17 protein-coding genes and 4 pseudogenes are annotated in these 25,269 nt (G+C 65.9%); 9 read left to right on the top strand and 12 right to left on the bottom strand.

Going from position 1 to position 25,269, the window contains the following annotated elements; genetic code table 11:
- The coding region (locus AB0959_RS51305; RefSeq protein ID WP_366833911.1) for a DNA-directed RNA polymerase subunit alpha C-terminal domain-containing protein at positions 1–308 on the top strand (308 nt) is incomplete at its 5' end.
- Between the two features lie 722 nt (positions 309–1,030).
- Here the strand turns inward: AB0959_RS51305 and AB0959_RS51310 are convergent.
- On the bottom strand, positions 1,031–4,432 hold the full coding sequence (locus AB0959_RS51310; RefSeq protein WP_366833912.1) for a BTAD domain-containing putative transcriptional regulator: 3,402 nt from the start codon (positions 4,430–4,432) through the stop codon (positions 1,031–1,033).
- A 252-nt stretch (positions 4,433–4,684) separates the two neighbouring features.
- Between AB0959_RS51310 and AB0959_RS51315 the strand changes: the two genes are divergently transcribed.
- From AB0959_RS51315 to AB0959_RS51325, 3 genes are all read left to right on the top strand, one after another.
- The gene (locus AB0959_RS51315; protein WP_366833913.1) at positions 4,685–4,984 is read left to right on the top strand and encodes a trypco2 family protein; all 300 of its coding nucleotides are present in this window, start codon (positions 4,685–4,687) and stop codon (positions 4,982–4,984) included.
- 8 nt (positions 4,985–4,992) lie between these two features.
- Positions 4,993–7,839: a trypsin-like peptidase domain-containing protein gene (locus tag AB0959_RS51320; protein WP_366833927.1), complete on the top strand. Its 2,847-nt coding sequence runs from the start codon at positions 4,993–4,995 to the stop codon at positions 7,837–7,839.
- Between the two features lie 270 nt (positions 7,840–8,109).
- Entirely contained in the window at positions 8,110–8,904 is a 795-nt protein-coding gene (locus AB0959_RS51325; RefSeq protein WP_366833914.1) for a DUF6801 domain-containing protein, read from the top strand.
- 303 nt (positions 8,905–9,207) lie between these two features.
- On the opposite strand, the pseudogene AB0959_RS51330 reads toward AB0959_RS51325, so the two are convergent.
- The 3 genes and pseudogenes from AB0959_RS51330 to AB0959_RS51340 form a co-directional block, all read right to left on the bottom strand.
- Positions 9,208–10,047: pseudogene (locus tag AB0959_RS51330) on the bottom strand (polysaccharide deacetylase family protein).
- A gap of 180 nt (positions 10,048–10,227) precedes the next feature.
- The gene (locus tag AB0959_RS51335) at positions 10,228–10,896 is read right to left on the bottom strand and encodes a glycoside hydrolase family 11 protein (protein ID WP_366833915.1); all 669 of its coding nucleotides are present in this window, start codon (positions 10,894–10,896) and stop codon (positions 10,228–10,230) included.
- Between the two features lie 535 nt (positions 10,897–11,431).
- Positions 11,432–11,758, bottom strand: coding sequence for a hypothetical protein (locus tag AB0959_RS51340; RefSeq protein ID WP_366833916.1), 327 nt, complete (start codon positions 11,756–11,758; stop codon positions 11,432–11,434).
- Positions 11,759–11,964: 206 nt separating this feature from the next.
- On the opposite strand from AB0959_RS51340, the pseudogene AB0959_RS51345 reads away from it, so the two are divergent.
- Positions 11,965–12,217: pseudogene (locus tag AB0959_RS51345) on the top strand (CGNR zinc finger domain-containing protein); the annotation flags it as partial.
- Between the two features lie 118 nt (positions 12,218–12,335).
- On the opposite strand, the gene AB0959_RS51350 reads toward AB0959_RS51345, so the two are convergent.
- Positions 12,336–12,734, bottom strand: a complete 399-nt coding sequence (locus AB0959_RS51350; RefSeq protein ID WP_366833917.1) for a nuclear transport factor 2 family protein — start codon at positions 12,732–12,734, stop codon at positions 12,336–12,338.
- 210 nt (positions 12,735–12,944) lie between these two features.
- Complete coding sequence (locus AB0959_RS51355; RefSeq protein ID WP_366833918.1) at positions 12,945–13,712, bottom strand: transposase; 768 nt, start codon at positions 13,710–13,712, stop codon at positions 12,945–12,947.
- Between the two features lie 72 nt (positions 13,713–13,784).
- Between AB0959_RS51355 and AB0959_RS51360 the strand changes: the two genes are divergently transcribed.
- The gene (locus AB0959_RS51360; protein ID WP_366833919.1) at positions 13,785–14,162 is read left to right on the top strand and encodes a hypothetical protein; all 378 of its coding nucleotides are present in this window, start codon (positions 13,785–13,787) and stop codon (positions 14,160–14,162) included.
- Positions 14,163–14,305: 143 nt separating this feature from the next.
- Here the strand turns inward: AB0959_RS51360 and AB0959_RS51365 are convergent, their stop codons facing one another.
- Together AB0959_RS51365 and AB0959_RS51370 are read right to left on the bottom strand one after the other, a co-directional pair.
- Positions 14,306–15,670 carry an ISNCY family transposase gene (locus AB0959_RS51365; protein ID WP_366833920.1) on the bottom strand — a complete coding sequence of 455 codons (1,365 nt, stop codon included), beginning with the start codon at positions 15,668–15,670 and terminating at the stop codon, positions 14,306–14,308.
- A 312-nt stretch (positions 15,671–15,982) separates the two neighbouring features.
- Positions 15,983–16,336: a hypothetical protein gene (locus AB0959_RS51370; protein WP_366833921.1), complete on the bottom strand. Its 354-nt coding sequence runs from the start codon at positions 16,334–16,336 to the stop codon at positions 15,983–15,985.
- A gap of 392 nt (positions 16,337–16,728) precedes the next feature.
- Between AB0959_RS51370 and AB0959_RS51375 the strand changes: the two genes are divergently transcribed.
- The 3 genes and pseudogenes from AB0959_RS51375 to AB0959_RS51385 all read left to right on the top strand — a co-directional run.
- Positions 16,729–16,989 carry a hypothetical protein gene (locus AB0959_RS51375; protein WP_366833922.1) on the top strand — a complete coding sequence of 87 codons (261 nt, stop codon included), beginning with the start codon at positions 16,729–16,731 and terminating at the stop codon, positions 16,987–16,989.
- 270 nt (positions 16,990–17,259) lie between these two features.
- Positions 17,260–17,451: pseudogene (locus AB0959_RS51380) on the top strand (DUF2637 domain-containing protein); the annotation flags it as partial.
- 14 nt (positions 17,452–17,465) lie between these two features.
- A pseudogene (locus tag AB0959_RS51385) lies at positions 17,466–18,210 on the top strand (site-specific integrase); the annotation flags it as partial.
- Positions 18,211–18,760: 550 nt separating this feature from the next.
- Here the strand turns inward: AB0959_RS51385 and AB0959_RS51390 are convergent.
- The 4 genes from AB0959_RS51390 to AB0959_RS51405 all read right to left on the bottom strand — a co-directional run bounded on the left by AB0959_RS51390 (position 18,761) and on the right by AB0959_RS51405 (position 24,277).
- A complete protein-coding gene (locus tag AB0959_RS51390) occupies positions 18,761–20,230 on the bottom strand; it encodes an ATP-binding protein (protein ID WP_366833923.1) in 1,470 nt (489 codons plus the stop codon).
- Between the two features lie 554 nt (positions 20,231–20,784).
- The gene (locus AB0959_RS51395; protein WP_366833924.1) at positions 20,785–21,021 is read right to left on the bottom strand and encodes a hypothetical protein; all 237 of its coding nucleotides are present in this window, start codon (positions 21,019–21,021) and stop codon (positions 20,785–20,787) included.
- A 470-nt stretch (positions 21,022–21,491) separates the two neighbouring features.
- Positions 21,492–22,808 carry an NYN domain-containing protein gene (locus AB0959_RS51400; RefSeq protein ID WP_366833925.1) on the bottom strand — a complete coding sequence of 439 codons (1,317 nt, stop codon included), beginning with the start codon at positions 22,806–22,808 and terminating at the stop codon, positions 21,492–21,494.
- A 458-nt stretch (positions 22,809–23,266) separates the two neighbouring features.
- Positions 23,267–24,277: a DUF262 domain-containing protein gene (locus tag AB0959_RS51405; RefSeq protein ID WP_366833926.1), complete on the bottom strand. Its 1,011-nt coding sequence runs from the start codon at positions 24,275–24,277 to the stop codon at positions 23,267–23,269.
- Positions 24,278–25,269: the final 992 nt, after the last annotated feature.

Below are 25,269 nucleotides of genomic sequence, written 5' to 3' on the forward strand. Positions count from 1 at the left end.
CCCCGACGGACGCCGCCCTCGCCGCCGATCTGGCGCTGCCGATCGAGGAGCTGGAGCTCACCGTTCGGTCGTACAACTGCCTCAAGCGCGAGGGCGTCCACTCGGTCGGTGAGCTCCTGGCGCGCTCCGAGGCCGACCTCCTCGACATCCGCAACTTCGGTGCGAAGTCCATCGACGAGGTCAAGGCGAAGCTGGCCGGCCTGGGTCTGGGCCTCAAGGACAGCCCGCCCGGATTCGACCCGACCGCCGCCGCCTTCGACGCGGACGACAACGCGGACGCGGGTTTCGTGGAGACCGAGCAGTACTGAACGCTGCGCCGGGTTGCGGGGGAGCCGGGACGGCAGAGGAGCCGGAGAGCCGAGAACGTCGCCTGACGGGCCGACCCGCGTTTGCCCCCGGGGCACGCGACAGCCCCCTCGGAGATTACTCCGGGGGGCTGTTCGATGCCGCATGCCTGTTCAGGACCAGTGCCCCCGGCAGGAGTCGAACCTGCGACACCCGCTTCAGGAGTTCGATCCGAGTCCGCTCCTGCTGTTGCCGTCGGCTGATGCGACGGCCGGACAGGAACGCTGGCGTACGACTCCGTCCGGCGTCGTTGATGTCAGCCGTGGATGTCAGAAGTCTTCAAGGGCGCGCCGTGGGCACGGGCGCCGCCAAACAGCAGGGCGATACGTTCACGCGCCCCGTGCGCCGACCGGAAAGCATCATCGTCGGGGCTGATCCGAAGTGTGGAGTCGGGGCAATCCGGCCGTACTCGTGCCAGTGGAAGCGAGCAACGGTCCATAGTCGCTACCAGTATTGGCATGGCTCAGTCCGACCGGGTTGCTCCGCGCGCGAACAGCGGGCCGCCGGGAAACTGGTTGATCGCGCGGAACGCTGCCCCGTTGAGGTCTCTCCACTTGTCCAGCGAGCCATCGACCGCCCCTCGGGCTTGCACTCCGACAGCAGCTGTCGCCTCTTGTACGGCGTGAGCCGCGTCCACCAAGGCATCCCTGGCCAAGAGCAGCCGGTCACGGCTGCGCAAACGTCATCAGACGAGATCTTTGTACTCCTCCTCCGGTACACCGACACGTGAGAAGACGTCCAGTGCCTGTTGTCTCAAAGGGCCGGCGACAGCGTCCTCGTTCTTGTGGAGGGAGCGGCTGAGGGCCGCCAAGGTGCGGGCTTCACCCAGTTGGTGGCCGGTTTGGCGGTGTATGGCCAGTGCTTCGAGGCCGAGGGTGACGGCTGTGGTGTGTGCCGCCTCGAACCCCGCTGTTTCGCACAGGGCTGTCAGGGCCTGACCCTCCACCACCCGGAACGAGTGGTCGCGCGCCAGGCCCAGCGCCTGCTCGGCATGGCTGCGGGCCCCGTCATACCGGCCCCGGTCCTTGTGGGTGAGGGAGAGGCCCAGGGCGCAGTCCGCCTCGACACGTCTGTTTCCCGACTCACGGGCCAGGGCGAGAGCCTGTCTGCCGGCCCGCACCGATCGGTCCAATTGGGCCAGTTTTCGGTGGGCAGCGGCGATCGTGTTGAGGATGCTGGCCTGGATCCAGCGCCGCCCTCTGTCCTTGCCCATGGCGAAGGCGCGCTCGGCCTGTTCCAGCGCCTCGTCGTGGCGGCCGAGCTCGATGTTGATCCTCGCCACGGCGTCGAGCATCATGGCGCGGCCGTAGCGGTATCCGCCCCTCGTGGTGGGGGTGACCCAGGGGCCGAGGGCGTCAAGACCGTCGGTCAGACGGCCGAGTTCCCAGTACACCCAGCCCAGATTCTGCAGAGCCAGGCCGTGGCCGTCCCAGCCGATCTCCTTGTTTCTGCTGATGGCCGATTCGAGGTGTTCGGCAGCCTCGCGCAGCCGGCCCAGATCCCGGCAGGTCACACCGAGGACGACCAACCCCAACGCTTCAATGTGAAGATTTCCGGCTTCACGGATGATCCGCAAACCGGTGGTGACGTGCTCGCGCGCGCTGTCGAGACGCGCCATGCTCCATTCCGCCTGGGCCATGCCGCCGAGACCCGCCGCCTCGCCCACCGCCCAGCCGAGTTCCCGACTGATTCCCCGTACGCGTCTGTGATGATCCATCGCCTGCCTGCCGTGCCCCCGGTCCGACGTGAGGAGTCCAAGGCTGCTGTGCATGGCTGCCTGGCCGTACAGGTCGCCTTCGGCTGTGGCGGCGTCCAGCGCCGTCTGGGCGGTGGCCTGCCACGTCGCCCGCGGCAGGTGGAGCCAGAAGTAGCCGAACAGTGCGTTGGTCAGGTGCCAGGCGACAGGGCGGGGACCGTGGCGGCCGGCGTGGTGGATGACGGCGAGCAGATTCGCCCGCTCCGCATCCAGCCATTCTCCCGCTCCGGCAGCGGGCGGAAGGCCTTGCTGATCGCCCGGGGCGAGTTCGTGAGGCAGCTCCGGGAAGAGCCAGCTTCCCCCAGCGGCGCGGGCGGCGTGCAAGTACCAGATCAGGACACGTTTCAACGCGGTGTCACGATCCGCTGCGGTTTCCTCCACCTGCGCACGGTCCTGCGCGTACTCACGGAGGAGATCATGGAAGCGGTATCGGCCCGACGTCGCGGATTCGATCAGGTGGGCAGCGGCGAGAGCACTGAGCAGACGTCGCGCCTGCGGCAGCGGTACGTCCAGGAGGGATGCTGCGACCTCGGCGGTGAACTCCGGTCCGGGAAAGAGGCCGAGCAGACGGAAGAGTCGGCGTGCGGCGGAGGACAGGACTCGGTACGACGCGGAAAAGGCCGTACGCAGAGGGGAGTTGTCGTCATCGTCCGGCTCGAGCGCCTCCAGCCGGTTGCCTGCGGACATCTCGGCGACCAGGTCGGCCAGGCGCAGGCCCGGATCGCCTGCCAGCCGGGCGGCGGCCACGCGCAGCGCCAGCGGAAGACTGCCGCACAGCCGGATCAGTTCGTCGGCGGCGAGCCGCTCGGCGTCCAGTCGGTCCGCGCCGAGTGTCTGGCTCAGCAGCGCGCGGGCCTCGGCGGGCTGCAGGAGGTCCAGCGGCAGGGTGTGTGCCCCGTCGCGGGCCACGAGATCGCCGAGCCGGTTACGGCTGGTGACGACGACGCGGCAGGACGGACTGCCCGGGAGCAGCGGACGGACCTGCTCCGCCGTGGCCGCGTTGTCCAGTAGGACGAGCAGGCGCCGGCCGGCCAGCAGGGTCCGGTAGACGCGCGCCTGGGCCTCGGCGTTAAGGGGGATCTCCGGCGCCCCCAGGCCCAGGCTCCGCAGCAGCAGTTCAAGGGCTTCGCCGGCCTTGAGAGGCGGCCGGTCGTGGTCGAATCCGTGCAGGTTCACATACAACTGGCCGTCCGGGAAGCGGTCACGCACCTGGTGTGCCCAGTGCACCGCCAGAGCGGTCTTGCCGATGCCCGCGGCGCCACCGATGGCCGAGATGACCACGGTCTTCGTCGGCCCCTGCCCCTCGTCGGGAGGAAGCAGCGCGTGCAGTCCGGCGAGTTCGTCGCTGCGGCCGACGAACCCTGTGGCGGCGTGGGGCAGTTCGGCCGGCACCAACGTCCCGCTGTCGCGTGCCGGGGGACCGGACCGTAACGGTGGTCCCGGTCGCGTCGTCGCGGCTGCTGCCGGATCATCGCGGTAGATGTGTCCGGAGGGCGTCGGCGAGGGAGGAGCGGCCGGAGCGAGGAGGTAGGCGTCGTCCTGACGCAGCACTGCCTCGTACACGCGGCGGAGTTCCTCGCCCGGATCGACGCCAAGCTCGTCGCGCAGTCGTACGCGCATGTCCGCATAGGCGTTGAGCGCTTCCGCCTGACGTTCGCAGCCGTACAGAGCCCGCATACGCAACGCCAGCAGCGACTCGTTGTACGGGTCGGACGCGGACATCACGGCGAGGTCGTCCAGCGCGTCACCGAACCGTCCGAGCCGAATCAGGCAGTCGAGTCGCTCGAGCCGGAGCATTCGCCGGCGTTCCGACAGCCGCTCCCGCTCGGCTTGCGCGTACGGTCCTGGCAGGTTGGTCAATGGCTCCCCATGGAACAGCGCGAGCGCTGCGGACAGCTGGTCCGTCGCGGTGTTCAGGTCGCCGGACGCCTTCGTACGCAGCGCCTCATCGCCCCGCTCGGTCAGGTCCGTGACATCGAGCCGGATCCCGTCGACGACGAAGCGGTACCAGCCCTTGCCACTGCGGATCACCGACTCCGTATGCCGGATTCTTTCCGCGTCCAGCGTCCTGCGCAGCGGGTTGACGTGACTCGCCAGCACCTTGTGACCGGATGCGGGTGGCTCCGACCCCCACACCCCGTCGAGCAGTTGCCCATGGCTCACCACGGCACCCTGACGGAGCAGCAACGCGGCCAGTACGGCCTGCCGCTTGACAGGCCCCAGATCCAGTGGTGCTCCGTCCCGCCAGGCTCGCAACGGCCCGAGCACCGCGATCCGAAGCCGTTGAGGAGGTCCGCTGTCCAACTCCCAGCCCCCGCTTCCGTACATCATCGAAAATTCATCGGCGTTGCAGCGTGTCCCGACATGGTTGCAGAGACACGACTGAGAACCACTGAGAAGTACGGAGACCGGCGGGCACGGAAGCTCGCTCCGGTCGGGAACCGGGAGCGCCACACAGCAAGGTGAGGCACCGGCCATCTCGAAGGGCGCCCGGTCGTGGCCCCATAGAGCAAGAAAAGTTCGCGGTTGCTACGAAACGGTCGTCTTCGTCGCCGCCGTCGCACAGATGACTGGGAGTGTGCTGTGGTCGAGTTGGCCAGCGTGATCAGGGACCTGCGGGAGGAGCTCGAGCAGGCGATCGTCGCAGCGGAAGGCGAGGCGCTGCGCTTCGAGCTGGGGTCGATCGAGTTGGATCTGTCGGTCGCGCTGGAGCGCTCCGCGCAGGCGGGGGCGAAAGTGCGGTTCTGGGTGGTGGAGTCCGGTGCGGACACGGCGGTGAGGGCCACCTCGGCCCAGCGCATCTCACTGACGTTGCAGCCGACTCTGGCGGGGGCGAACGATCCGCCGTACGTCTCCGGCCGCGCCGGCTCACACGAGCAGTGAGTTCCGCTGTGGGTGGGGGAGTCGAGCTGGAAGGGCTCGACCGGCGGCGGGCGGTCCAGGTCATCACCACGTGTGGCGCGGGCCCGGGAAGGCGCGGGTCGGGTTACCAGGTGACCGGAAATCTGGTGCTCACGGCCGCACATGTGCTGTGTGACGCGACGTCGGTTCAGGCGCGCTTTCTCAACGAGGACGGCGGTACGCGGGAGGTGTACGGCGAGCCGGTCCTGGCGGACTCCACCTCGGACATGGCGCTGATCAGGATCGCGGACGACCCGAGCGCCGGAGGACTGTCCGCGGACGGGGTCTCGCCAGTGCGGTTCGCCCGCGTCATGCGGACGGTGGACTGCGAAGCGCTGGGATTCCCGAGGTTCAGGCTGCGTGCGGGTACCGAGTCGTCCGACCACGGTGAGCCCGTGTGGTACCGGGATTCTCACCACGCGCGCGGTGACACCAGCCCGTTGTCGTACATGCGCACGGGCCGTCTCGAAATAACCCTGAAATCCTCTCCGGAGTACGACCCCGAGCGGGACCGTTCCCCTTGGGAAGGGATGTCGGGCGCCCCGGTGTGGAGCGGTGGGCGCCTGATCGGGGTCATCAGTGAGCACCATCGCCCCGACGGACTCGGCACGCTCGCGGCAATCCCCGTGGAGCGCTGGTTCAAGGACCTGGCTCCAGCCCGGATCAAGGAACTCGGCGAGTTGGTCGGTCTGCCGGTGCATGCCGACCAACTCGAACGGATACCTTGCCCATCGCCGGGCGCGCCGGAGCTGCGGAAGGCGGCCGAACGACTCGCCTCCGGGGTGGCCGGACAATGGGAGAAGGAGTGGCGGAGGCGGAAGGTGCACGACCCGTACCCGCTCCCCGTACGCTTCCGGAACGCCGACACGGGCTTCGACCACTGGGCCAGTATTCGCAATGCCCCGCCCGGGGCGGATCCGGGGCCGCTCGCACTGGCCGGCCGCCTCAACGAGATCGTGAAGGTGTACCGGTCCGTCCCTTCCCGCCGACTGGTGGTGCTGGGTGCGGCCGGAGCGGGCAAGACGGTCCTGACTCTGCGCTTCGTCCGCGACTGGTTGCGCGACCGTGCCGCTGGTGACCGCGTACCGGTGATCTTCAGCCTGGGTTCATGGGACCCGACCACCATCTCGCTGCGCGACTGGATGTGTCACCAGTTGGTGCGCGACCACGACCTCGTGACTCCGGCCGTACCGGGAGGGAATCCGGCCGCCTCCGCGGGGAACCTGGTCGGCGCCCTGGTCGACACGGGCCGGATCCTGCCTGTGCTGGACGGTTTCGACGAGATCGCGGGGGGCCTGCGGCATGCGGCGCTCAAAGAGCTCGACCGCACCACCACCTCGCTGCTCCTCACCAGCCGTCCCGAGGAATACGCCGGGGCCGTGGAGAACCGCCCGCTCCCCAAGGCCGCCATCATCGAGCTGGACGACCTGACCTTGGAGGACATCGCGCCCTACCTGCCCCGCACCAGCAGTCCGGGCCCGGATGGCGGCCTGCGCAACACCGTGTGGGAACCCGTCCTGGACGAGCTGCGCGAACACCCGAGCCGCCTGGGTACGGCGAACCTGGCCACGGTGCTCACCACCCCGCTGATGGTCGCCATGGCCCGCACCATCTACAGCGACGCCCGTGGGCACGACCCTCAAGAACTCCTGAACACCGCCACGTTCGCAACCCCCGAAGCCCTGCAGAAGCATCTCCTGGCGGCGTTCACCCCCGCCGCCTACGAGCCCTTGCCGGCCGACGGCGACAGCGGCACCGGGCGTCGTCGCCGGCGGCACTGGAACCCCGGCCGTGCCCAGCACTGGCTTGGCTACCTCGCCGCGCACCTGGACCAACTCGGCAGAGTACGCACTGGTGTCCCAGAGCGTGACCTCGCCTGGTGGCAACTGGGCACTACGATGCGCCGTTCTTCGCGCGTGCTCGTCATCGGGTTCCTGGCCGCACTGGCCCTCGGGGTGACGACCGCGGTCGGAAACGTGCCCGCGAACTTGGTCGCGACATCGCTCGGGCTTGAGTTCGCGCTCGTGCGAGGGCTCGTGGTCGGGCTCCTGCACGGGCTGGTGAACGGGCTGCTCTTCGGGTTCGTGTACGGGTTCGTCTCCCGAGGTGCGGTCGAGCCGTCGCACGTACGCATACAGGTCTTCGGCAGAACCGGGGAGTGGCGGGCGAAGGTCGCTCTCCGGTTCAGGCTCGGAGTCATGGGCGGGGTCTCGCTCGCGCTCGTGGTGTTGTTCCTGGACAGGGTCGTGGTCGAGTCACTGGGGCTGGGGGACGGGCTCGATGGCGGGCTCGTGGGTGGCCTCCTGTTCGTGCCCGGGCTCGGACTCGGGGCCGGGCTGGTGCTCGGGCTCATGGCCTGGCTGGAAGTTCCCATCGACACCGAAACCGGCGTCAGCTCATCCGAGTTGTTGAGCCAGGACCGCAGGAACGTGATCTTCTACATGCTTGTGTGGGCGCTCGTGTTCGGGTTGGGAGCCGGATTCGCCCAGGGAGTCGTGGACGGGCCTGCGTGGGGTTTCCTGGTGGGGCTCGGATTCGGGCTCGAAGCCGCGTTCGGGGGCGGGCTCGCGTACGGCCTCGGCTTCACCACGTGGGGACAGTGGGTGGCCCTCGTACGTATATGGCTGCCGCTCACAGGGCAATTGCCCTGGCGGCTGATCGCTTTCCTCGATGACGCGTGCGAGCGAAACGTGCTGCGCCAGGCCGGCGCGGTCTACCAGTTCCGTCACGCTCAACTCCAGGACCACCTGACACAGGTCTTCCTGGCAGGTCGCGACGGACGCGACCGGCGACCTGTCGGCTCCGCCGAGTCGCATGCCGAGGCCGGCACGACCTGATGACCGCCAGTGCCGTGGCCGCCGGCGTTGCCCCGGGTGGCCACCTCGGCCGGCACGCGGTGCGCATTTCATCCGAGAGATCCGAAAACCCTGACGAGGATCAGAATGAGAATTGGCATGCACATCCAGAACCTGCGTGAGGGGCGCGCCTCGGCCCGTGCCGCCCTGAGCGGTCCAGTGGCACGTCGCTCCTTTCGATGGGCGACGGCCATAGCGGTCGCGGGCGGAATCGTGGGAGTTCCGGGAGCCGGACCCGCTGCCGCGGACCCGGTGGCGCTCACCTTGCGATACACGTGCTCAACTCCGTTGATCGATGACCTGCCTGTCACGGTGAGGGTCGATTCGGACATCCCGGAGTCGGCCGCGACCGGACACCCCACCCCGGAATTCGTCGTCAATGCGGCGGTGCCGCTCGACGCGGGCGCCACGAAGTTGCTGGGCAGGATCGGTGTGAAGACCATCGAGGGCACAGTGGACGCGAAGGCACGGGTGGCTGCCCCGGAGGGGGACACCGACGTGACATTGCCGTTCGGTGTGAAGGCCGATGTCCCGGTGTCCGGGTCGTTCCACGTGAAGGCGACCAGCACCGCGCCGGCGCTCACCTTCACGCAGCCTGGCAGCGCGAAAATCACCGTCGGCGATCTCGTCGCGCATCTCACCCCGAAGGACGCGAGTGGCGACGTGACGTTCCCGGGCAAGATCGATGCACGATGCACGATGGACGCGGGGCAGAAGAACGTCCTGGCGTCGTTCCAGATCACCGGGGCCGGGACGACGACTGGCCCGTCCACTTCCGGGACTTCTGGTTCCGGGACTTCTGGTTCCGGGACTACGGGCACGACCGACGCGGCAGCCTCCGGCACATCGGGGACCGATGAGGCCGCGTCAGGTGCGACCGTGGCCAAGCCGAATGGCGTGCTCCCTCAGACGGGAGCAGGCGCCACCCCGTGGCTGCTCGGCGGCGCCGGCTTGTTGCTGGCCGCCGGCGCGGGCGCGATCTTCGCCGTACGTCGAACCCGCACGGATGACGGCTCGGACGACGCCGCCGAGGCCTCAGCAGTCTGATGCAAGCCCTGCACGCCCAGGTGCAGGGACCTGATCAAGCGGCGGTTGTCCATGGGGCAGCAGGCGTTTGGCCTGTTGGGCTACGGCGCGGATCGCACCTGTGAACAGGGCACTGCTCGCCCCACCGGACCGGACAAGCCGCCGGAGGCATGCACACATCTGTCACCCGAGGCGGACCTGGCGATCGCCGACACCGCAGCCCGGCTCGTGCTGCGGGCCCGCCCGACCTCCAACTCTACGTTGTGCCCCCGGCAGGATTCGAACCTGCGACACCCGCTTGAGAGGTTTTCCGGGGGTTCGGGGTCAGCCTGTGCTGCAGGAGACGGTTGGCCAGGTCCGCTTGCCGTTGCCGTTCGGCTTGGCGGTCAGTTCTGGGCGATGGAATGGGTGGCACTGATGTTCCAAGTCGTGATGACCTTCGCCGGGGGCGGTACGTTCATCGTGCCGCTCCCGCCGCCGATGTTGCTGTCGGAGCCACGGCGCGGCCGGTTTGCGGGGAGATCATGCCGGCGCACAGGCTGCGGCTTGCCAGCCCCTGCGCGATGCGGGGGATGGCTGCCCGGGAGTTGGCGGCCCAGTCGTGCATGAGGATGACCTGGCCGCTGGTGAGCCGGCCGGCCGCTGCCACGATCGCGTCAGTGCTCGCGCCGTTCCAGTCCTGCGAGTCGACGTTCCAGATGATCTCGGTCAGTCCGTACCTGGTCGCGACGGCCTTCACCGTCGAGTTGGTCTCGCCGTACGGCGGTCGGAACAGCTTCGGCGTCCCGCCGCCCGCTGCCGCGATGGCTTGCTGGGTCCGGGAGATCTCCGAGTCGATCGTCGCCTGGCTCTGCTGGGTCAGATGCGGGTGGGTGTAGCTGTGGTTGCCGACCCACATGCCGGCATTGACCTGTGCCTTGACCTGGGCCGGGTAGGCGGGGCGTACTGGCCCTGGTTGAACATCGTGGCCCGCAGCCCGTTCTGGGTGAGCGCGTTGAGCAGGGCCGGGGTGTTGCCCGACGGGCCGTCGTCGAAGGTGAGCCCGACGTACCCGTTGCAGGCGGCGGCCCGCGCCGGGGCGGCGGTGTCAACGGCGAGGGTGCCGGCGGCAGCGAGCGCGGCGGCGACGAGTAGCGAGAGACGAGGTGTGGCTTTCACGAGGATCGGTCCTCCAGCCTCGGGGGATTCGGGAGTCGGCGCCTGGAACTGGGACAGCCGGCGCCGATGTTCCGGATGGAGAGGGGCAAGGAGCCAGGGGGGAGAGGATCCTCACGGGAGACGGCGCGCTCGTCCTCACGGTCGCCGCGCGACGGCTGCTCCGCAGCCGCCCCTCTCCGAACTGGTCTAGCTCACCGTGATGTTGGAGCTCCCGCTGCTCTGGTATCCCTCGGTGGCGAGGATCATGTAATAGCTGAAGCTCCCCAGGCGCATTCCGGCGCGGGCCCAGGCGTCGAAGTGGTTGCCGGTGGTGATGGTGCCACCGGTCCGCTTCGACTGCCGGACGCTCCAGTACTGGTTGAACGTGCGGGTTCCTTCTACGGACGGGGCGTTGTAGCGCGTGGTCTGGTAGATGTCGTACGTGCCGCCGTCGCTGGTGACAGCTCCCTTGTACGTTCCCGTGGGCCGGTAGGTGCCCCAGTTGTCGACGATGTAGTACTCGACGAGCGGGTTCGACGTCCACCCGTAGAGAGTCAGGTAGCCGTTGCCGGACGGGTTGAAGCTGCCGGAGTAGGTCACGGTCCGGCGTGAGCCGTTGCTCCAGCCTTTGCCGGCGACGAAGTTCCCGGTGTTTCTCCACGAGGTGCTGTAGTTGCCGCCGGAGTTCAGGGTCATGGACACCGTGCCCTGGCTGTCCGTCCAGAACGAGTAGTAGTACCCGTTGTTGGTTCCGGTCTGGTTCGTGGTGATGACCGTGGCCGCCTCGGCGGTGCCGGGCAGGGCCAGCGTGGCTCCGGTGGCCAGCAGCAGGGTGCAGACGCTGCGGCGCGTCGGGTGTGCGGGTCCGTCGTTCATGAGCGTGCTTCCTCCTCGCCTTCGTAAGGCTGACGGGGGCTGGGCATCTTGTGTCGACGGGTGGTTCGTGCCAGCCCGCGTCGACAGCGGTTGAGCTCTGCCAACGGCCAACAGTTTTGATATGACCCTGCCAACTGTCAATAGTTTCGGCATTGACCTCGAAACATTCGATCAGCGCCGGCAATGTTCTCGGCGGGTGTTTACCCTGGTCGTTGCCGTGATCGATGGATCTAATCGATATGTTCGTCGCCGCCCGCGATTGCGAGATCATATTTTCAAGTTCGCCTCTTCGAATGTTTCGAAGAAACCTTGCCCTTCACACGCGCGAGGTGTGCAGGGCTAGGAAGCAGCGTGGCCCGGTATCACGCAAACGGCCCCGGACGAGGAGTCCGGGGCCGAGTGGAACGCCTCCCTGGGAGAGGAACCCCCAGGTCAGTGCGGAACTGCTTCAACGTCAGCGGTTTAGTACTCGCCATTCCCCGTGGCTCCACGCTCCACCTGGCACGGCTCTGAGCGGTGAAGCAGCCGACCCACCTCAGGAAGTCCCCTGGAGTGCAGGCAGGCCCGCACGTTGCTGCAAACCACGTAGCGCCTCGTACAGATCGTCGTAGGCTGCCCGACAGTCAATGCTGCCGTCGTCGTACAGGCTGCCCATGTACCAGTCGTCGTCATGGACGGGCTTCACAAGGCACAGGCTGTGAAATCCGAGAACGATCTCTGGGTGCAGCACCTCGTCGGGGGCTCCGGGGCGGCCCACCCGCTTCACCGCCCGGTTTCGATTCAGGGCGACAGCCTCTTGGTCCCCGGATACGTCGCGGATCTGCTGAAGAGACCATCCCGGGGGTAGCTGCGCGTCTGCCACCCACGGATGATCTCATCCGCGTGGACTTAGTGGCACGCGTGTGGCACGGCTCCGAATACGACGGAGGGCGAGCCCGGGAGGAAAACCCTCCTGAGCTGGCCCTTCTGCGTGTGCCCCCGGCAGGATTCGAACCTGCGACACCCGCTTGAGGAGTTCGATCCGGGCCCCCTTCGGTTGCGGTCGGCGATTGGTAGGGCGGCCGAACAGAAGGGGTCCACCAGATCCCGGAGATCGCTTCAGAGGGTCTTCGGTGGACTGTCAAGCCCCCCGCACGCCCGGCTGGCCATCGAGGTGGTCTTCGCCTGGGCTGCCACCGAGAAGCAACTACCCGGCCGGCTACGCCCCTGCGCGAACGACGAGTGCGGACTGTTCCTGCTCGATCGCAGCCGCGCCAACCGCGCCCGCTGGTGCTCGATGGCCGTCTGCGGCAACCGCGAAAAAGCGCGTCGCCACTACGAAGGCACCCACTGGCCTGTCCCCCCACACGCCGTACGCCGCTGGCGTTCTCACAAACGACGACGAATTCTGCGCGGTCCCCGCAAGCCCTGACCTTGCGGGGACCTCGCCCTGAGCCGGGTCACATCACGGCGTCGGTCTGCAACGGGCCCGCGGTGACACGGATTGTTCGGATGCGCACCGGCTCTTCCCGGTCGAGGTAGAAGATGTGCATGAAGGGGGCGCGCACCACGCGCTCCGGTTCGCTCTTCTTGGCCATGACCGCCTCACCGCGCAGCAGACGGATTCCGTCGTCCGCGGTCCAGAACTCCAGGACCTCATGGCTGATGACCAGCGGCGCGTCGATCTTGACGAAGAACTCCTTGATGGCCTCGACGCCGTGGATGTGCGCGGTGCCGAAGTGCATGTCGGTGTTGTCGGTCAGTGGCGCGAAGCCCTCGCCGAACTCCAGGGTGTCGATGGCGTCCATGAACTTCAGGACCCAGCCGGGGACGGCTGTCGCTTGTGCGGTGTCTGCCATGGCGTGGACTTCCTGATCGGACTGCGGCGCATAACCCTTGCCAACCGCGCCTTCCCCACCCCTGCCGATCCGAAAGCCGCCGTTCCGGCGGGGACGTCAAAAGGCCATCGCTGCGACGAGGGAAGAGAACAAGACGGCCACCGCTAAGGGTTGTCCCGTAAATGATCTTTGGGCCGGCGTGACGTGCCCTGGTTGTTGTCGGCCGCCCGCCTATCCGGTGATAGCAAGGTTGTGCAGTCGCGCGATGCCGAGCATGGCGTGGTGGACCCCGTCGCCCTTGAGGCGGCAGTCGCGGAGGATCTTCCAGGTCTTCATGCGGGCGAAGACGTGCTCGACGCGGGCGCGGACCTGCTTGTGGGACGTGTTGTGGGCTTCCTTCCAGCCGGGCAGGTCTTCGCCCTTGCGCCGGCGGTGGGGCATGAGGAGTCCGGTGCCGGGATAGCCGCCGTCGGCGATCGTGGTGGTCTTGCCGACGGCGGCTTTGGCGCCGGATTCCTCCCACGCCTTGCAGTCGTTGCGGTTTCCGGGCAGAGGTCGCCCGATCACGACGACGAGTCGGGTGACGGCGTCGATGACGACCTGGTGGTTGGTGGAGTACCTGTAGTTCTTCGACTGCGCGGCGATGGCGTGGTCGCGGGTGGGCACGAGGGTGCCGTCCACGATGAGCACGGCGCCCTTGGCGAACCTCTTGCGCGGCTGGAGCGCGATCACCGGCCCGAGGTGGTCGATGATGCGGTCCGCAGCCGACTTCGAGATCCCGAACAGCGGAGCGAGCTGGCGCATCGTCAAGTTCGTCCGCCAGTAAGCCGCCACAAGCAGCACTCGGTCCTCCAGCGGCAGGCCCCATGGCCGGCCCTTTCGGACCGCGCCCGTACCCTCGCGCCGCACCAGGCTGACCAGCTTGCCGAACAGGCGAGGGCTCAGCCCGGTGAACGGGGCTATCCAGGACGGCTCAGACGCCGTGATCACACCAGCCACCCTGGATCATCTCAGTTGCAGACGTCGCTGGTTCCGACCGATCCTTGCGTATTGACGACAAGGGAGAACGACGTGGGGCTGACTCTGTTCCCGGGAGACGGAAACACCAGCAGTCCCGACGTCGCTTGGTCCTACAGCGGCTTCGCCGCGTTCCGGCGACAGCTGGCGCAAGCTGAGGGGTTCGCTCTCTCCGAGATGTGGGGCTTCGGCGGAGATCGCCCCTGGAGTGATGTCTCCACCTCGCTCGAACCGCTCCTCGATCGCCCCGATGACGGCGGAGGCGATCTCTCGCCCACCGAGTGCGCCGCGCTCCTGCCCAGACTAGAGGCGATCGTTGACCAGTGGCGGAACGAGGCCGATGTTCCTCGGGCACACATCGATGCGGTCCAACAGCTGACGGTCGTTCTGCGACTCTGCGTCGCGAAGAACGTCGAACTTCTCTTCCTCTGATGTCCACGAAGCCTGGGCCGTTCCTCACGCTCCCGCAGTTGCGGGACAGCCTTTAGCTACTTGCTCCTGAAAAAGGGTTCGTCCAGCTGAGAGGTGCTATCGGGGTCGGGTCGTAGTGGTGTCTCCTGTGGGCGCGTGTTGGGTCATCGGCTGACGACGGCCATCCGCTGGAGGTTGTAGGCGAAGATCCCGAGTCCGGTCCAGGTCTGCGCGCCTGCCAGGCGACGCAGGCGGGTGCGGCGAAGTCCGAAGGTGCGCTTGAGGTGGCTGATGCGGGCTTCCACACCGACTCTCCAGTTGCGCATCCGCCGGAATGGGCGGCTGTGTTCGTACTCGCGGCGCGCTTTTCCGGGCTTGCCGGCTCGTTGAAGGCCGATCCGCTGGACGCCGAGTTCGGCGAGCGCGCGGTCGTTTGCCGCGGTGCCGAAGCCGCGGTCAGCGACGACCGTGCCGGGTGGACGGCCGGTCAGCGTGGTGACGCGCTCGACCGAGGGCACCAGTTGCGGCGCGTCGGGCGGGTTCCCGCGCTGGAGTTGGTGGTCGACGACGAAGCCGCGTTCGTCCTCCGCCACCAGTGCCGTGTAACCGAACTGGGTGGGGTGCTGGGGCTTGCCCTTGCGGATCGGCCGGGCATCGGGGTCGGCTAACGAAACCAGCCGGTCGGGGATGGTGCGGATGCCTGCCAGCCGCAAAGCGGTCTGGTCCAGCAGCCGGCGGGTGCCCGTCATGGTGTCGGCCAGCTCACCCAGCAGGCGCCCGAGCCGTCCTGAGGGCCGTTTGCCCAGCGTCCGGCGGGCGTTGCGCTCCACTGCGGTCACCTCCCGAAGCGTCGCCCGGGCCACGGTGGCGATCTCGCCGGTGAGCCGGTCGATCTCGCCCAGCGCCTGGCCGGTGCGGCGCCGCAGGGTGCGTGAGATTTCCTTCAAGCGCCGGCCTGCTGACCGGCTGCGGTCCCGGAAGCTGGTGCGCTTGGCAGCGCCCGAAGCCTTGATGCGCCGCACCAGCCGGCTCAGCTTGCGCACCCCGTGCTCCAGCAGGTCGGCGTCCGTGGGGTGGTCGATGTCGGCCTCGATGACCGTGGTGTCGATCCGCAGCTTGCGGCATCGCACCAGCTTGTCCTCGACCAGCTTGCCCAGCAGTACAGCGTTGAGCTGTTCAACGGTCTGCGGGCCGCTGCGGCGAACCAGTTTGATCAATGTGGTGGGGTGCGGCACCGGGGAGGCCAGCGGGATTCGGCAGAACCGCCGCCAGCTGAGCGAGTCCGCCACCTCGCGGCACAGTGTCTCGTAACCGAGCTGGTAGCGGTGCTTGAGGTAGAGCAGCCTCAACAGCGTCTCAACCGGTACCGAGGGGCGCCCCAGCCTCTCGGCGAACACCGACCGCCACGGAGCGATGAACCGTTCGTCGTCCAGGAACGCATCAATCCTGGCCAGCTCTGGGGACATCTGCCGTGCCTGCTCCGGAAGCCGCTCCCACCAGGCATCCGGCACTCCCGCGACACGCAACATCGCCACCACCCCCGGCTGCCGATGACCCGCGTCAACTGTCCCGGCCCACGGACAGCCCGCACCAGCTCTCCCCAAAGCGTCACACCGCCGACAGCCCCGACTTCTTCAGGAGCAAGTAGCTAGGCGTCGCGGTCGGCGTAGCGACTTTGGCCGGGAGCTGCTTTGGCGCGAGTGATCATGGCCCCGTGAGCTTCCGGCGCGTCGGGCAATGTCAGAGTCAAAGGCCCCGGACCATGATCGGTCCGGGGCCTTTTCTGCGAGCATTTGCGGCGCGTTAGGGTGCTGAGCTGGGCGGACATCCGGGTTAAGGTCTCATCGGCCTTGGTCGCTTACGCCGTGGTTCCCCGTTGTTCCCTGCTCTATCTGGTGCGCTTGTGGTGCGGTGGCCGCTTCCGCGCTTGGCGCCGTTGACTCGTCGGTGGCACCGTACTTGTTCGCGCGGAGGCGCTCCTTGGCTGCTTCAAGCCGTGCGACGTAGTCGGGCATGAAGATCTCGCTCAGTGTCTTGTCCAGCGTTCCTGAGATCGCGTAGATCGGTGACCAGACGGCCTGGTCGCGCACGATCCCTTCAAGGGCGTCGGACCGGAACACCACTTGGTAAAGCCAGTCCGACAGCACAAACGCCTGATCGTGCGTGAGCCTGATGGCGATCGCTTCATCGTCCATGACCTCAACCTAGCTGCCTCGACCGGTTGTGCCGCGCCCCAGGCGTCGGCGGCCGACCAATACGCTTTCCAACTGTGGTGGGGCGGTGGGGTGCGTGCAGGGGCGTTCACCTGTGTTCATGGGCGGCTGGCAGTCGGCATGGTCATGGCTCGGAGTCTCGGCTGAACGACCGTGAACGGGGCTGAATGAGACGGGAACTGAGACGGCCCGGTGGGTGGCCGAGCCGCGCGACGGGCAACAAGGCCTCTTGCCCGCTCAGTTCGTCCAGCAGCTTCGTGATTTGTACGGCCGTAGGAGTGATCGAAAGATGCATGACGTTATGCTCTGATCCTTTTTGTTCATCGTTCTCCATGTATCTGCCCGATCCGGGGCACAGCAGCGGAGGAGAACATATGAGGACCGTCCAGAAGGTTGCAGGGGTGGCCGTAGCCACCTGCGGAATCCTTCTCGCTGGCATCGGCGGGGCCAGCGCTGCCCCCAGTGGCGGGGGGGACAACATCCCCGTGCTCAGCAACATCAACACGCTCGACTGGGACGATTCGCCCTTCTGCGGAATTCAGGTCAAGACCAAGCACAGCCAGCAGCAGACGTCCTGTCCGGTAGTGCACAACGAGGGCAGCACTAACAGCCCGGTCTACATCGTCACCTTCTGAGATCGATCTTTCCTAGCGGTCCGGCGGTTCGCCCGTCGGACCGTTTGGATTGTCGGGGCGTTGGCAGTCAGGTGAGTGATCCGGCTGTTGTGTCGGGTGGGCTCTGAGGGCTTCGGCATGGTTCGGCCTCTCTGCGGTTCATCATGCGGCGGTCAGTGAGGCACGCGGTTGGCGTAGCGACTTTGCCCGGGAGCTGCATGGGCGCGAGTGATCATGGCTCCGTAACCTTGCAGCGGGTCGGGCAGGTAGTGGACCTGCCCGGTAGGAGGCTGGGCCTATCCCGTCTCGGTCGACCTGCTGCTCGTCGCCGCCTGGCGTCGGCTGCGGTCCGGGGAGGCGAAAGCGGCCGGGTGGTGCTGGTTCGTCATCGCCCTCGCCGCCTCCCTCGGCGCGAACGTCGCCACCGCCGGCCTTCTCGACCTGGGCGACGTACCGGCCTGGCTGCGCATCCTCGGCGCCGGACGGCCGGGGTCGGGACCGCCAAGGAAGCACACCGGGTGCTGCGCTCGGCTCTCTCCTCCGCCTGCCGCGATGAACTCATCACGCGCAATGCAGCGAAGCTCGTCGAGCCGCCGCGCACGGACGATCGGGAGCTGAAGCCCTGGAGCCTGGACGAGACGCCCGACTTCCTCGCCGCCTCCCGCACCGATCCGCTCTACGCGGCCTTCGTGCTCGCCATCGCCATGGGCCTGCGGCGGGGTGAGATCGTCGGCCTCCGCTGGTCTGACATCGGCCTCGACAACCGTGTCCTCTACATCCGTCAGCAGATCCAGCGTCGCCGTGGCGTTCTGTACGACGACGATCCCAAGAGCCGCCGCCGTCGCGCTCTCCCGCTGGCCGCCCTCTGTATCGCACCTTTGCGATGGCACCGGATTCGGCAGGCCGCTGCCCGAACCAAAGCGGGGGAGCGGTGGCAGGAGTCGGCCTACGTCTTCACCACTCGCACCGGCCGCCCGGTCGAGCCGCGCAACCTGTACCACTCGTTCACCCGCGTCGCCCAGTCCGCCGGCCTCCGCGTGATCCGGCTGCACGATGCCCGGCACGGCACCGCCACCCTTTCTCACGGCGGCCGGAGTCGCGCCCCGCGTGGTGATGGAGATCCTCGGGCACAGCCAGATCAGCATCACCATGGACGTGTATACGCACGTCGTGCAGGACACTCAGCGCGAGGCCATGAGCCACATGGACCGGCTGCTCAGGAGGCGCCCCGGTCGTCAATGACCGTGCCCGTTGATGTCAGAAGTGGATGTCAAAGGCCCCGGACCAAGATCGGTCCGGGGCCTTTTGGCTGGTGCCCCCGGCAGGATTCGAACCTGCGACACCCGCTTTAGGAGCATGATCATACGATCACCGATCCGTCCTCCGCAGGCTTGATGTTTCGCTATTTGCGCAGTTCAGCGGCCTGCTGAGGGTGGCCGGAGTAGTGATCTTTCGTGATCCTTCATGGGGCTTCTTGGTCCTGCTGTTCCCATCAAGTTCCCAACTGAGCTGGTGGGAACTGGCCTTCGAGGGCCGGCAAAAGCGTCTGCGCAGTTCGTTGCCCAGCCGGGTTTCAGTGAGCACCGCAGATGCCTTGGGAGGGACGACAGGCTCGCCCCCTCGGCCCGAGGGCTGAGCCAGTGGCCGTTTCAACAGGTCAGCCGCCTGACTGCAGGCTGGCTCGTTCTTGCAACTCGGCGGGCGGCGAGACGACGGCTGCCAGACGGCGGTTCCCGGCGCGCTCTCATCCGGAGGCCATGTGCCCCGTACAGGGGCGGTGGCTGTGACCGGGTCAGTCGCCGTGGTAGAGGCGCACTGAATCGATCAGCTGGATGGCGGGGTCATTCTCGGCGAGGTGGCGCAGTTCAGGGGTGAAGCCGGTGCCGCTGTAGCACTGCAGCCGGGTGACGTTGGTGGCGGTGCCGCGTGCGGTGAGAAGGGCACGAATGTGCTGGAGCCGTTCGAGGTGGCGTTTCCCCATGACGTCGTTCCATTTCGCTTCGCCGATGGCGAGGAGGGTTTCGCGACCGTTGTCGGTCTCGCCGTGGACCGCGACGTCGACTTCGTGGCTGGTCTTCGCGGCAGGATCGTTGACGGTGCCGCTGCCCACCCTTGTGATGTGCCCGCCGTGTGTTGTGGGGGACGCGTGCCAGCGGGCCCATTCGCGGCAGACCTGTTCGAAGTGTGGGCCGACGACCTTGCTGCGGAAGGTGGACTGGGCGCGGCGCCAGACGGTGGTGGCGCGTCCGGGGCGCTCCAGATCGCCCCAGGCGGGGCGCATGACCGAGTGGTAGAAGGCGATGAGGGGTTCGGCGATGCGGTAGGCAGAGCGGTTGCGGCGGAAGGCGTCGGCCTCGTGGGTGATCAGGCCGACGTCCTGAAGGACGGTGAGCGGGTGGGCGAGGTCGGTGGACTTGCGGCCGAGGTAGTCGGCGATGCCGCCGCGCGCGGCGTTTCCGGCGGCGATGGCGGCGAGGACGGAGTGGTAGAGCGCGGTGTCGTGGAGTTCGGGTTCCTCCGCGAGCAGGTAGCGGGCCTCGCGGAAGAGCGGACGGGCGGGGTTGAGGACGGCGCGGGTGACCCAGTCGTCGAAGTCGTCGGGTCCGGCGGGGGTGTCGCCTTGGGTGAACTCGCGGCGGTAGGCGGGGGTGCCGCCGACGATGGTGTGGGTGAGCAGTGCGGTGCGCGGGTCGGTGATCTCCCAGAACTCGGCGGCAAGGCGGAAGTCCAGGGTGGGGACGACGAGTTCCAGGCCGGCGCGGCCGCGCAGGGGGGCGTTGCCGGCGAGGAGTCCGCCCATGAAGGACAGGGCGGAGCCGCACAGCAGGAGCCGTACGGGGGTGTTGGTGTGCTGAGCGGCGGGGTCGAGGGCGCGCTGGATGATCGAAGGGAGGGCGGGGGAGGCCTTGGCGAGGAAGGGGAACTCGTCGATGACCGCGACGGTGGGGCCGCCCCTGTCGGCGATGCGCATGAGTTCGGTGACCGCCTCGTCCCAGTGGGCGAAGCGGAACGGGGTGGGCTGGTCGCGGTGGCGGGCGAGGGCTTCGCCGAACTGGCGCAGGGCGTCGGCCTCGGTGGTCTCGGTGGCGGTGTACATGAAGCCGCCGCTTGCCCGTGTGACGGCGTCCAGGAGGAAGGTCTTGCCCTGGCGGCGGCGGCCGGAGACCACGCCGAGGGTGGCACGAGGGCCGGGTAGGGCGGCGAAGCGGGTCAGCTCGGCCCACTCGAAGTCGCGGTCGAACATCTCGGCAGGTTTGTCCACGGCTCGCACCCCTGTATAGATAGGTGCGCCTATTATATCTGAACTTATTTAAGAATCCTCACGATGCGCGCGGCCTTGACTCCTAGACGTAGCGAACGCAGAGGTCGAGGAGTGGGGGCGGGGCTGGGTGGAGCGCCCCCGAATTCCGGCACCTCGTAGCGGTCGATGATGCGCGAATCGCCCGCCATCGCCCACTTCGCGCTCGGTGTGACGCAGGAAGCGGCTCGCCGGCCGCAGTAGCTGCCTATCGAATCGGGCAAAGGTTCGCAAACCTGGATCGCATGGTCGGCGTAGCGTTATCCAACGTCACCCACCGTGCCGTTCCCGTCAGGTTCCCATGCGGGACGAAAGCGACCCTCCGCGGTGCTCGCGGAGGGTCGATATGCCCCATTGTCTGGCACTTTCCGGTGCCCCCGGCAGGATTCGAACCTGCGACACCCGCTTTAGGAGTTCGATCACCGGGGCCTCACAGCACTCGGAATCGCGGGTTGGGAGGCCGCCGTCGGTCGCTCGGGGCTGCTGTTGTCCACCGTCGTTGATGTCAGGTGTGGATGTCAGAAGGGGAGTTGTTCCGGCTCCTCAGAGATCCGCCGGGCGAACTCGTCGACGACCTGCGGTACGACTCGTTGGGCGTCTTCATGCTGCAGTGCTTCGAGGAGGGCTTGCCGGGCCGTCGCGTACGGCTGTCCGGCGTGAGAGGAACGGGTCCGGCTGACTGCCCGCTCGACCTTCGCCAGATGGGCCGCCACTATCGGTATCGCCTTGTCGTACTCGCTCGGGTCGGTGGCCATAGGACCAGCCGATCAGGGCCTACCTACGAGGTCAAGGCGGGTGGTAGACCATCAGCTTGGGAAGCTTGGGTTCTTCGGCGGCGATTGCTCCGCTGACCTGCGAGGGAGTGGCGTTGGCGTCCTGGTCGCATCACGGGCAAGTTCCCGCTGTTCCCCGTGGTTCCCTGCAGGATCTGGCACGCGAATGGCACGGTCCCTTCATCTCGAACGTCCATTGGCGGACTGGGCCCCGGAGCGTCGGAGCCTCAGCCGACGACAGTCAGCCACGATGGCGGGCCTGCCGACCGACCACTCACGCGTGTGCCTCGTTGTACCCTCACCGGCCTCAGCCACGCTGCCATGCCGTCGACCATGGGAAGTTGCGCCGACAGAAGCGTGGCGGTGAGACCTTTGGTGAGGGCCTCTTCCTCCCGAAGCGACTTGGGCTGGGGCGCTGCCCTGGGCTGGTGTGGGGCTCACCTGTTCGCTGGTCAGGTGGCTTGAGTGGCTGCCTTCTCAGGGCTTCCCGCTGCCAACCCCACCTCGAATCCGCTGATGTCGCCCCCGGTGATCCACCTACGGATCAGTTCCCGGTCCTCCTCGGAGAGCGACATCCGTGCATTCGCGCACAACGTGTAGACGTTTTCCACCCACGCGTCAGTAAGGGCCTCCGCTGTAACGCCTTCGGTCATCCGCTGTCCCACGTAGACGAGCCCTTTGAGTACGAAGTTGACCGCGTTGCGAGTTACGGGGTTGCCACGCGACTCTGTTTCGTCTCGGACTCTCTTCGAGGTCGGGTACAGATGAAACGCAGAATTCTGCAAGTCCTGGGCGAGGACCTCGAACAGCAGAGCATAGGTGTCCGGCTGCAACGCCGGCACATCTGTCAAGGCACTCACCTGAGCAAGAAGACGAGGAAGCTGTGCCCGACCGTCCTGGTCCTCAAAGGAGTGCAGCGTTGGATCGAGAATGTATCCGGGTGGCGTGGCAACATATTCAAGATCACTGCAATGAGTCTTCACGAACCCACTGAAACTTCCGGCGCCGTACCATGCGGAATCCTTTATTGAGGGATCGATGCTGAGCGCCGCCTGTGCCGCAGCAGCTGAGGCGAGCGGACGGGGCGCGGCCCGTACGACGCGGTGAATCTCCTTGACGACTGCTTCGCACTGGTCGCTGCGCGCTTGTTGCGGAAGGACGACCGTGACCTGCTCGGCGTCGCTGTCGAGCGTAACCTCAGTCGCGTGGAACTCGTCCCAGAGCGAGGCTGCGGCGAGCTGCTCAGGCGTCACGAATACATCACACGTCGCCCGGAAAGCAGCGGCGCTCAGACCGGCTGCCACCACCGTCGTCCACCGATCCTTGGCCCGGAGCCTCTGCAACACAGGGGTGAAATCGGCGTCCGCCGACATGATCACAAACTCGTCGTACCGAGTCTCTTCCGCGAGAGCATCCATGATGTCGAGCACCATGTAGATGTCAGCGCTGTTCTTGCCCCGGGAAGTCAAGGGCGGGCAGTCGATCGACCGAAACCCACTGCGCGTGAAGAAGGCGCGGTACCTACCGAAAGCTTCCGGGTTGATATACACGTTCCGTACGAGGAAGCGGCGAGCAGGGCCACCCTGGGTAGCTTCACCTGTGTCGCTCTTGCCTTCCAGCCAACTCATCCACCTGTCCGGACGGGTCGCAAACGCTTCAGCCGCCCCTGGGTCCATATCGCGAAGCCCCAAGTAGATGTTGTCGAAGTCTACGAACAATGCTGACTTGATCGTCACCGAATTGACGCCATCGAATGGCTCTTTACTCAACGACCCACCTCCACTGATCATTTCGCGGAACGCTCAGGGGGGAACGATCCACGCAGTTATGGCAAGGGATGACGCTTTTGGTCACCACCAACCAACCGCATCTGAGTAACTGGTTCGGACGCGAGGCCACGCCTGTGCTGTCGTCCGACGTTGCCCGGGCCGTTCAGCTTGCTCTTTGTGAGGGTTGGAACCTGACGGCTCCGGGCTCGCCGTTCCGTCTCAACCAACCTGCCGACTTTCCGCCCTCAACCTGAACGGAGCAGGGGGAGAACTAGCGCCTGTGCCTAAGCCGACGAAAGTCAGCCACGGCGGCGGGTGCGCCGACCAATCAGGCGCGCGTGTGCCTCGCTGTACCTGCTCCAGCCTCAGCCACGCTTCCACTGCCGTCGATCAGAGCAAGCCACGACGGCCGATGCGTGACGATCAGCGCTGGGCAGATCTCAGTTCGGGAGACTTGGTTACGAATCAGTTGCAGCAAGAATTTTTTGGATGACTTCTCCCCTATTAATTCTGCTATTCCTGTCGTTGATTCCAGACCTTACGCGTCGATAGTACTCAGCCGCTTCAGGTGAGGGGTTTGGTGCGCGGGTGACATCCTCAACTTCGTCATAGAAGGCGATGAGTTTGCCCGCCGTGTCGGCAGGGGACAATGGCTTCTTGTCGTATATCAGCGTCCGGTACAGCTCGACGATCAAAGTAAATAGATCAGCTTTCTGCCACACCCGACTCTTGGCAGGGAATTCACACTCGTCAATAAACGAGAATACCGCTTCAAGTCCCTCTCTAATGTCATTGCCCATGGGGAAGTCATCGTTGAACTGATCAAGATACTGCTCGTGCTCTTCGTCGCGCCTGAAGTACCCACTCATGACGGTAATGGCTAGGGTGAGTGCGAATCGAATATCGTTCATGCGTCGACCGTCAAGCGACGTGAAGATTTTTCTACTCTGGAAGAATGAGTGGTTCGCAACCTCTTCAGCGAATCGCTTAAGTGCCCCATCGAATCGCGAGTTGTTCACTTCCATGGCATTGAGCGAATAGTTAGTTGAGTTAATGCGGTGGAAGATCTGTCGTGTCTCTTCTTCGTTGAGTGGACCAAGATCCCTAATCACCACTTCATACTCAAGAAACTCACGCTTCTTTTCGTCAGCGAGCTCCTTGTACGCCGGGATAGCATTGTTTGTGATGCGCAGCTCGGTCGAGGCAGTGAAGTACTGATAAAGCGTGGTGATGCGCTGCTGCCCATCCACGATCAGCTCCGTTCCGTCTCCCGTGTCCGGGTTTACGTCACCGGCGGAAATGAAGATCTCGGGGAACGGCAGTCCATCCAGCACGGTGGCAATGAAGGCCACTTTATGGTCGTTCGACCAAACGAGACGGCGCTGGAAGTGAGGGTTTGCAATAAGGGTTTTATCGCGGATTCCGGTGAGCAGCATCCGCAGCCTCTTGTTCGTTGCCGAAGTCTGCATCAAGAATCCTCCATTGCCTCGCGACAGGATTTAACTGCCCGTCGTTGGTATTGCGTCAGAAAATGAATGTCGTGATACAGGGCTCCGGCGATCTTATATGGGCCAATCTTCCGACTTTGCTGTAATCTCCGGAAGAACTGTCGCCATTCCTCAGAGAATTGAAACGAGGGGGATCTTGGTAGCATGTCTGGGCGAATCCACCCCCAGGAGATGTATTGCTCGAATCCATTTCTCCTTGGCCAGTCAGCCCCTGAGTCAGCATAAGCGTGAGCTTCATGCCAGACTTTCTCATATAAATCGTGACTCACGATCGCGACATCGATATCCGACGTGTCCCCGAAAGGGCGATATCTCTTATGGGGGGCAATGCTGAAACCGAGCCTCGCTGATCCCACAACGAAAATATCTTGATGTGGCGCAATGGAGAATTTCTCAGAGATGGCTTCTTTAAGGGTAAAGTGCTGATCATCTGAGAGTGCGTGACATGCTCCGTGGAGAAGTTTTGAGTTAACTATGCGCTCGTCGCTTGAGTCGGCCAGGAGGAAACTCTCAAATTGCTTCTTTGGGTCTGTGGTGAAATTTTCGAATCTATTCGACCCCACGATCCCCCCATGGCCGGTGCGAGCATGACGCTGCAGAGAAGATACATCCAATTCCGACTGCCTGCCATGAGATGTGCGAGATGTCCTGAACCCTGGTATAGGACGGAGTCACCATGACGGTCTCCACTGGTATCAGGTGGCTGATTGCTGTGCGCGCGGTACGGGTGCCGGGCGGGCTGGAGCGGGGCGGAGACTGGAGCGCAGGCCCGGCCGGGGGCCGGGCCGCGCGCGGCGAGCGGAGTGAGCCGCACTTGAACCCGTAGAGAAAGTTGTAACTCAGTCGGTCTGCTGGGGCTGTCTAGTCCCAGGTGATGTTTGACGTTCTGGTCCCAGCTGATGCTTGACGGTGGGCCTAGACAACATCGGAAACCTCGTGGGGCTTGTTCGCCT

It is taken from the genome of Streptomyces sp. NPDC046862 (assembly GCF_040704615.1).
GTDB lineage: Bacteria > Actinomycetota > Actinomycetes > Streptomycetales > Streptomycetaceae > Streptomyces.